Here is a 6,731-nt window from a genome sequence, read left to right as displayed (position 1 = left end):
CTGATGCTGTCGGCCCCGCGCCCGCGGGGATGGTCCGCAGCCCGGCCCCCGGGCAAGAGCATCGGCGAGGTCGGCCCCGCGCCCGCGGGGATGGTCCCGGCCCGCCGCACACCGCACAGCCGCACACCGTGTCGGCCCCGCGCCCGCGGGGATGGTCCGGACGCACCGTCGCATGTGCAGGGCATGTGGGCGTCGGCCCCGCGCCCGGGGATGGTCCCGCGGTGATGCGGTTCGGGGTGGCACTGGACCTGTCGGCCCCGCGCCCGCGGGGATGGTCCTGTTGGGCGTCTCGGCTGACGAGGTATCGACCGGTCGGCCCCGCGCCCGCGGGGATGGTCCCGCTGAGGCCGCTGAAACCCTCGGTCGTGCCCGGTCGGCCCCGCGCCCGCGGGGATGGTCCCTCGATGACGTAGATGTAGCCGTCGTAGCGGGCGTCGGCCCCGCGCCCGCGGGGATGGTCCGTGCGTGACCGTCGTCGCGACGACGTTCTCCGGGTCGGCCCCGCGCCCGCGGGGATGGTCCCAAGCCCGCCGGCGTGGTAGAGGGCGACCTGTTGTCGGCCCCGCGCCCGCGGGGATAGTTAGATCGGCCCGCCGAAAATTTCCATCACATCCGGCAGGCCGCTCACGATCGATCTCTGTCAAGCCCCGGGGGAAGGGGGCGGCGTCCGCTCAGGGTTGGTGTCCATCAGGGCCAGCCAGGCCGGGTGGTGACCGCTGGCGATGAAGTCGGCCATCTCCTCGGGCGAGAAGTCCTCGGTCAGGCCGGCGCTGATCTCGGGGTCGTCGCCGCCGTCTCCGCAGACGCGGCAGGTGCGGATGTGGGTGGCCATGTCGGAAACCTGCGCGGCGCTCCAGCGGGTAGTCACGGCCGGCCCCGGAAGGTGCGCCCGGCTTTCCTGATCATCTGCCCGGCCCGGCGCTTGGGCGTGGGCGGGTCCTTGGTGGCGGTGCTGCTCACGGTTGTCCCGTCCTGCTGCGAAGGGGGCCTGCACCGAGCGGTGCAGGTGGGAGGATGAGCGGGCGTCCGGGGCCGGTAACGACGGCCCCGGGCGCGCTCAGGGGTGCGTTCACTTCTGCTTGCGCTTGGTGGTGCTGCTCTGCTTCGCCCCCTGCTGCGCTGCCTTGCGTTCGATCTCTTGTTCTGCTTCCTGAGCCAGGAGCTCCAGTTCCGCGGCCACGGCGTGCTGGCCGGTCTCGCGGGACTTCTCGGCCAGGCGCCGGTATCCCTGCGGGGTCTTCTCGCTGTTCCTCATACCTGTCCTGCTTTCTCGGGCCGGGTCCGATGCCGGGGTCTACTTCGTGCGCTTGTGGCCGTTGACGTAGACGTCGCCGTCACCGCGGTGGAGGGTGCCGTCGTTGTGGCCGATGACGGTGCGGCTGCTCTTGATGGTGTGGGTCGTCACGGTGTGGGTGCTCACCGTGTTGCCCCGGGTGATCGATCCGGTGGTGATGTCGCCGACGACGATGTCGTTGCCCTCGAGGTGGATGGACGCGCCGATGATGATCTGTGCCATGAGGTGCTCCCTGCTGAATGGGTGGAGGTGATGGGGGTGATGGTGGGGGTCAGGTGACTACGGGCTGGTTGATGTCGAGGTGGTCGACCTCGACGCCGTAGCCGGCCTCGCGGAGCCAGGTGGCGATCTCCTCGGCCAGGACGACGCTGCGGTGCCGGCCGCCCTTGCAGTAGACGTGCGCGTGCACGATCCGCCTGGTGGGGTTGCCCCAGTGCTCGACGAGGACGCGCAGCTGGTCGGCGGTGCGGCCGATGATCTCCAGCGCGCCGGGGGTGTCCAGCACGTAGGCGCGCACCTCGGCATCCAGGCCGTTGAGCTGGAGCATCCGCTCGCGCACCGCCGGGTCCTCGGGCGGGTTGCGCAGCGCGGTGGTGACGTTCACCGCCAGCGCGACCTCCTCGTCGGGGGCCTCACGGTGCAAGATCCCGTAGCTCTTGAGCACCACCTGCAGGAGGTAGCCGCCGGGCGGCCGGGTGGTGACGACCTCGGCCGGCGTGCGGTCTCGGTAGTCGATGCCCTGGGAGGCCAGGTCGGCGTAGACGGTGTCGCGGCTCACGCCCGCGGTGCGGGCGAGGGTGGCGATGGTGTGCGTCCCGGCGCGCCAGGCCGCCGCGGTCAGGCGGGGGCGGATGTGGGTCTGCTGCTGGGCCCAGGTGGCCAGGGCCCGCAGCGCGGCCTGTCGGGCATCGCCCGGGAGAGGGTCGGGGGTCTGGTTCGCGTCCATACCCCCATCATGTGTCGAACCATTCGACATGTCGAGTAATTCGACACTTCTATGACTGGTTGGTTACAGCACCCCGGAGTCGCGCTCCGGGGCGCCGGCCTCTGCGGAAGGTTCGGCCTGTGCGGCCCGAAGGAGCGGCTCCCCTTCTGCCTGTCGGGAAATCCTGTCGTCGATCCCGGCCTGAATTCACCTGACCGGCACGGCATTCCATCCCCGATGTCCGGGTTTCCGGGCGGTCGGAAGCGGGACTATCGGAATGTCGGGCAATCACCGTTCGCCGGCGGGGGAGCGGCCCGCATCGCGGTGCGCTGCATCAGGCCGTCCAGGATGAGGGTCAGGCCGGCCTCGAATGCCGACTCGTGGTCGATCACAGGCATGCCCGCCGGTGGATCCGAGCCGTCGCCGGAGTCGGCGTCCGCCTGTTCCTCCAGGACACTGCCGACCGTGAAACGGCCGGCGGCCAGCATCGCCATCTGCGCGTCCTGCTCAGGCACTCCGGAGGTGACCAGGAAGTCCATCTTGCGGCGGATCCGGTCGAGGTCGTTGGCAGGGGTGCTACCCGCGTGGAGGCGTGCGCCGTCCCGGCGCATCAGCAGGGTGCGCCGGAAGCTTCGCGTGTTGTCCAGGAACCAGTCGCGCCAGTCGTCGCCGGGAGCCGGCAGCGGGGCGGCCGCATGCGGTGCCATCGCGGCTTCCGCCATGGCGGCGAGGAGGTCCTTTTTGGTGCGGAAGTACCAGTAGAGCGAGGGCTGTTCGACGCCCAGTCGCTTCGCCAGCCGCCGCGTACTGACCGTGTCCAGTCCGACCTCGTCGAGGAGGTCGAGCGCTTCGGAGACGACGAGCTCACGGTTCACCTTGGTCACTTGACAAATCTATCACCGATAGGCTCCCCTGAAGGGAAATCATTCACCGATAGATTTTTGGGGTGATGGACATGGCGAACGGATCGGGAGCGCGCTCCCTGCGGGTCCTTGTGACCGGCGGCGGGATAGCGGGCCAGGCGCTGGCTTTCTGGCTCACGCGGGGCGGCCACAAGGTGACCGTCGTCGAACGCTTCCCGGCGCTGCGGGCCACCGGGGCACAGGTCGATCTCCGAGGACAGGGCATCGAGGCCGTCGAGCGGATAGGACTTCTCGACGCCGTCCGTGGCAAGCTGGTGGATGAGGCGGGTGTCGCCTTCGTCGACGCGCGCGGCAGGACCAAAGCGACGATCATGGCCAACACCTCCGGCCAGGGCCGGCAGACCCTCACCTCCGAGTACGAGATCATGCGCGGTGACCTGGTGCGCATCCTGCACGACGCGTCGAAGGACGATACCGAGTACGTCTTCGGCGTGAGCGTGGACGGCTTCGACCAGGACGAACAAAAGGTCGTCGCGCACTTCTCCGACGGGTCCTCCGGCGAGTTCGACCTCCTGGTCGGCGCGGACGGGCAGGGGTCGCGCATCCGGCAGGCGATCCTCCCCACGGGCTGCGACCCGTACTGGCGGGTCGGCATCCACATGGCCTACTGGTTCATCCCGCGCATCGCGTCCGACAGCAACATCCGGGACACCTACATGGTCCCGGGTGGCCGTCAGATCATGCGCCGCAGCCACAACCCGACCGAGACCCAGGTGTACTTCGTGATGCGGGAGGAGTCCGAGGACGCCTCGGCGATCCACCGGGAATCCGTCGAGCGCCAGCAGAGGTTCTGGGCGAGCAGGTTCCGCGACGCGGGCTGGCAGACAGAGCGTTTCGTCGACGGCATGCGGACGAGCCCCTTCTTCTACTCACAGGAGATCGTCCAAGTTCGCGCCGACACCTGGTCCAAGGGCCGCGTGGTCCTGGCCGGCGACGCCGCCCACTGTTCCTCCCCTTACAGCGGCATGGGAATCTCCGGCGGCCTGGTCGGAGCCCATGTGCTGGCAGGCGAGATCAACCGGCACCCGGACGACCTGCCGGCCGCACTGGCGAACTACGAGACCGTGCTGCGGCCCTTCGTCGACGAGATCCAGGGCGGAGTGAATCCGCGCCTCCTGCGCCTGGGCATGCCGATGACCCGGCGTGCGATCGACGCCTTCCAGGCCGCCACCGCGCTGGCCTGCTTCCTGCACGTCCCCGATCTCGCCGCGCGCTTTTCGAAGGAGGATCGCGGCGGCGGCTGGCGGCTCCCCGAGAACCCGGCTCCCATCGGCGCCGTCTGAAAGCTGCCGGATATCGGGGCTGATGACCGTCGTGACCAAGGCTTGGCCTGTGGCGCCGCTGTGGGGCAGGGGGGATCCGGCCAGGACGGCGGCGCGGTCGCGGTGGATGCCCTGGATGAAGGATCGCGGGCGCGGCAGGTCGTCTGTGCCGGTGCCGGCGAGCCAGTCGTCGAGTCTCCGAACCGCCGGGAACCCGTGGTTTCGGGCCGGGCCTCCAGGGGTCACCCCAGTGGCTCGACCCAGCGGAACCACTGGGGTTGCGGCGCGTAGCCCGCGGCGCCCCAGGCGTGATGGGCCCGCTCGTTGTCGTGCAGCACCATCGCGTCGGCCCGAAACGCGCCGAACACGATCTCAACGAGACGGCGGTCGGCGAGCCGGGCGGAGGCGAGGGGAAAGTCATGGGGTCATGCTCACCCGACCTGTTGATCGACCGCAGGACATCGGGGGACACTGCCTTCCGCGAGCAGCTCTGGCGCGTCTTGGCCCAGCCTGCGCTGCGGTGTTCGCGGTGCGCGCCCACCCCGTGCCGGGGCGGGGTTTTCGTTACAGCCGCTCTTGGCCGGGCATGATCGAGGGGTGCTGACCCCCCGGCGCCTAAGCGCTGTTTTGCTGTCCGGTGTGCTGAGCGCCACCGCTCTCACTCCCCTCGTCGTCTCCCCCGTCTCCGCCGCGGTCGCCGCGCCGGTCGAGCAGGCCGCCGCCGTCGGTATGCCGACCCCGATCAGCGCGGCGGCGGCCCGTACCGCGCTGCGCGCCCTGAAGGTCGCCGCGCCGCGGTCGATGGCCGGCTACAGCCGCGCGAAGTTCCCGCACTGGATGAGCCAAGCGCGCAAGGGCGCCGGCTGCGACACCCGCGAGGTGGTGCTGGCCCGCGACGGCCGGGGCGTCACCCGCGATGATGAGTGCCGGGCGGTCTCGGGCAGCTGGCGGTCGGTGTATGACAACCGCACCTACACCCGCGCTTCCAGCGTCGACATCGACCACATGGTGCCCTTGGCCAACGCCTGGCGCTCGGGCGCCAACACCTGGAGCACCCAGCGGCGCCGCGCCCTGGCCAACGATCTCACCCGGCCGCAGCTGATCGCGGTCTCGGCCTCCTCCAACCGCTCCAAGGGCGACCAGAGCCCTGACCAGTGGCAGCCACCCAAGCGCTCGTATTGGTGCGTGTACGCCCGCGCGTGGGTGCAGGTCAAGGCCTACTACACGCTCAGCGTCACCAGCCCGGAGAAGAAGACCCTCACTGCGATGCTGGACACCTGCAAGTAGCAGGAGCGGGGACGGGCCGGCGGAGCGGAGCAGCGATGAGCAAGGCGACCGGCAGGAGGGCCGGCACCGCGTCCGCCAAGCGGTATCGGGGCAAGGCCGTGGCCGGGCCGGGCGGGGTGATGACCGACGAGGTCGGGGTCATCACCGGTGACCTCACCGTGGCCATCGCCATCGTCGGCGACCAGGTGCGGGTACAGGTTCAATACACCGGCGCTGAGGAGTGGTATACCCCCACCGGCAGCCCCGCCCCGCTCGCCGGCCGCACCGGGCCGGCTATGAAGACCGCCATCTTGCGCGCCATCCGCGCCGGGCTCCCCGAAGGACTCTCCGACAAGCTCGGTGAGGAGCGGCTCGGTTGAGGACAACCACGTCGACCCCACTGCAGCGCTGAAGTGGCGTCGACACGGTGAGCACCGGCACACTATGACCCCTTGAGGAGGTCGGGATGCAAGTCGCACACATCAAGGCCTGGGATCCAGATGACTTCGCGCCTGGCCGCGTCAGCCGCAGCCGCTGTACCTGGGGTGGAAACGGCCCCGACGACCCGTGCACCGAAGAGATCAAATACACCGTCACCGACCGCATCGACCGTCGTTGGTCCAGCTGCGAACACCACTTGAACGCCTACAACAACTCCCGGCCAGCCCCCTGAACAGCACCCGCCTGGCTCGGTGACAGTCTCTTCCTGCGATCCGCAGTGACCCGGGTGGCTTTGCTGTCGCCGGTCCCACTCGGGAGGTGCTCGCCGGCGGCGTCGGCGACCCGGCAGACCTGACCGCAGTAGTCACTCCCGTCAGGGGCCGGTGCTGAGTAGATGATGCACTCGGTCGGCGCCGGGGCGATGTGATCGCTCATCTCGGATCCTGTTCGGTGGTTCCTGGCGCGGGGGCGAGGGGGTTCGGACAACTCGCGGGAAGGGGCCTCCAGCAGGTGAACACCCTGTTCACTCTTCCCGCCGGGCTTTCGTGGCCCAGTAAGCGAGCTGGTGCCGGGTGTTCAGGGTGTCGGGGTGCTCGGCCCCCAGCACTCGCTCCTGTATC

10 protein-coding genes and 1 CRISPR repeat array are annotated in these 6,731 nt (G+C 69.8%); of the genes, 4 read left to right on the top strand and 6 right to left on the bottom strand.

Annotation, left to right across the window (positions count from 1 at the left end; translation table 11 throughout):
• Positions 1 to 15 precede the first annotated feature (15 nt).
• Positions 16 to 579: direct repeats of the CRISPR family, unit length 28 nt; unit sequence GTCGGCCCCGCGCCCGCGGGGATGGTCC.
• Positions 580 to 640: 61 nt separating this feature from the next.
• The 5 genes from AB0G16_RS25930 to AB0G16_RS25910 form a co-directional block, all read right to left on the bottom strand.
• Positions 641 to 832, bottom strand: a complete 192-nt coding sequence (locus tag AB0G16_RS25930; protein ID WP_362810001.1) for a hypothetical protein — start codon at positions 830 to 832, stop codon at positions 641 to 643.
• Between the two features lie 237 nt (positions 833 to 1,069).
• Complete coding sequence (locus AB0G16_RS25925; RefSeq protein WP_362809998.1) at positions 1,070 to 1,255, bottom strand: hypothetical protein; 186 nt, start codon at positions 1,253 to 1,255, stop codon at positions 1,070 to 1,072.
• 39 nt (positions 1,256 to 1,294) lie between these two features.
• Positions 1,295 to 1,516 (bottom strand): hypothetical protein, encoded by a 222-nt coding sequence (locus AB0G16_RS25920; RefSeq protein ID WP_362809995.1) that lies wholly within the window; start codon positions 1,514 to 1,516, stop codon positions 1,295 to 1,297.
• Positions 1,517 to 1,565: 49 nt separating this feature from the next.
• Positions 1,566 to 2,240 (bottom strand): RNase adapter RapZ, encoded by a 675-nt coding sequence (locus tag AB0G16_RS25915; protein WP_362809992.1) that lies wholly within the window; start codon positions 2,238 to 2,240, stop codon positions 1,566 to 1,568.
• 248 nt (positions 2,241 to 2,488) lie between these two features.
• Positions 2,489 to 3,103 (bottom strand): TetR/AcrR family transcriptional regulator C-terminal domain-containing protein, encoded by a 615-nt coding sequence (locus tag AB0G16_RS25910; RefSeq protein WP_362809989.1) that lies wholly within the window; start codon positions 3,101 to 3,103, stop codon positions 2,489 to 2,491.
• Between the two features lie 71 nt (positions 3,104 to 3,174).
• Here AB0G16_RS25910 and AB0G16_RS25905 point away from each other — a divergent pair, with 71 nt between their 5' ends.
• Positions 3,175 to 4,425: an FAD-dependent monooxygenase gene (locus tag AB0G16_RS25905; protein WP_362809986.1), complete on the top strand. Its 1,251-nt coding sequence runs from the start codon at positions 3,175 to 3,177 to the stop codon at positions 4,423 to 4,425.
• Between the two features lie 221 nt (positions 4,426 to 4,646).
• On the opposite strand, the gene AB0G16_RS25900 is transcribed toward AB0G16_RS25905, so the two are convergent.
• Complete coding sequence (locus AB0G16_RS25900; protein WP_362809982.1) at positions 4,647 to 4,772, bottom strand: hypothetical protein; 126 nt, start codon at positions 4,770 to 4,772, stop codon at positions 4,647 to 4,649.
• Between the two features lie 271 nt (positions 4,773 to 5,043).
• Between AB0G16_RS25900 and AB0G16_RS25895 the strand changes: the two genes are divergently transcribed.
• The 3 genes from AB0G16_RS25895 (at position 5,044) to AB0G16_RS25885 (ending at position 6,343) form a co-directional block, all read left to right on the top strand.
• Positions 5,044 to 5,691 carry an HNH endonuclease family protein gene (locus tag AB0G16_RS25895; RefSeq protein WP_362809979.1) on the top strand — a complete coding sequence of 216 codons (648 nt, stop codon included), beginning with the start codon at positions 5,044 to 5,046 and terminating at the stop codon, positions 5,689 to 5,691.
• Positions 5,692 to 5,726: 35 nt separating this feature from the next.
• Positions 5,727 to 6,050: a hypothetical protein gene (locus AB0G16_RS25890; protein WP_362809976.1), complete on the top strand. Its 324-nt coding sequence runs from the start codon at positions 5,727 to 5,729 to the stop codon at positions 6,048 to 6,050.
• Positions 6,051 to 6,136: 86 nt separating this feature from the next.
• On the top strand, positions 6,137 to 6,343 hold the full coding sequence (locus AB0G16_RS25885; protein WP_362809972.1) for a hypothetical protein: 207 nt from the start codon (positions 6,137 to 6,139) through the stop codon (positions 6,341 to 6,343).
• Positions 6,344 to 6,731: the final 388 nt, after the last annotated feature.

The organism is Streptosporangium sp. NPDC023615 (genome assembly GCF_040640155.1).
GTDB lineage: Bacteria > Actinomycetota > Actinomycetes > Streptosporangiales > Streptosporangiaceae > Streptosporangium.
This window is presented reverse-complemented; position numbering and strand designations above follow the sequence as displayed.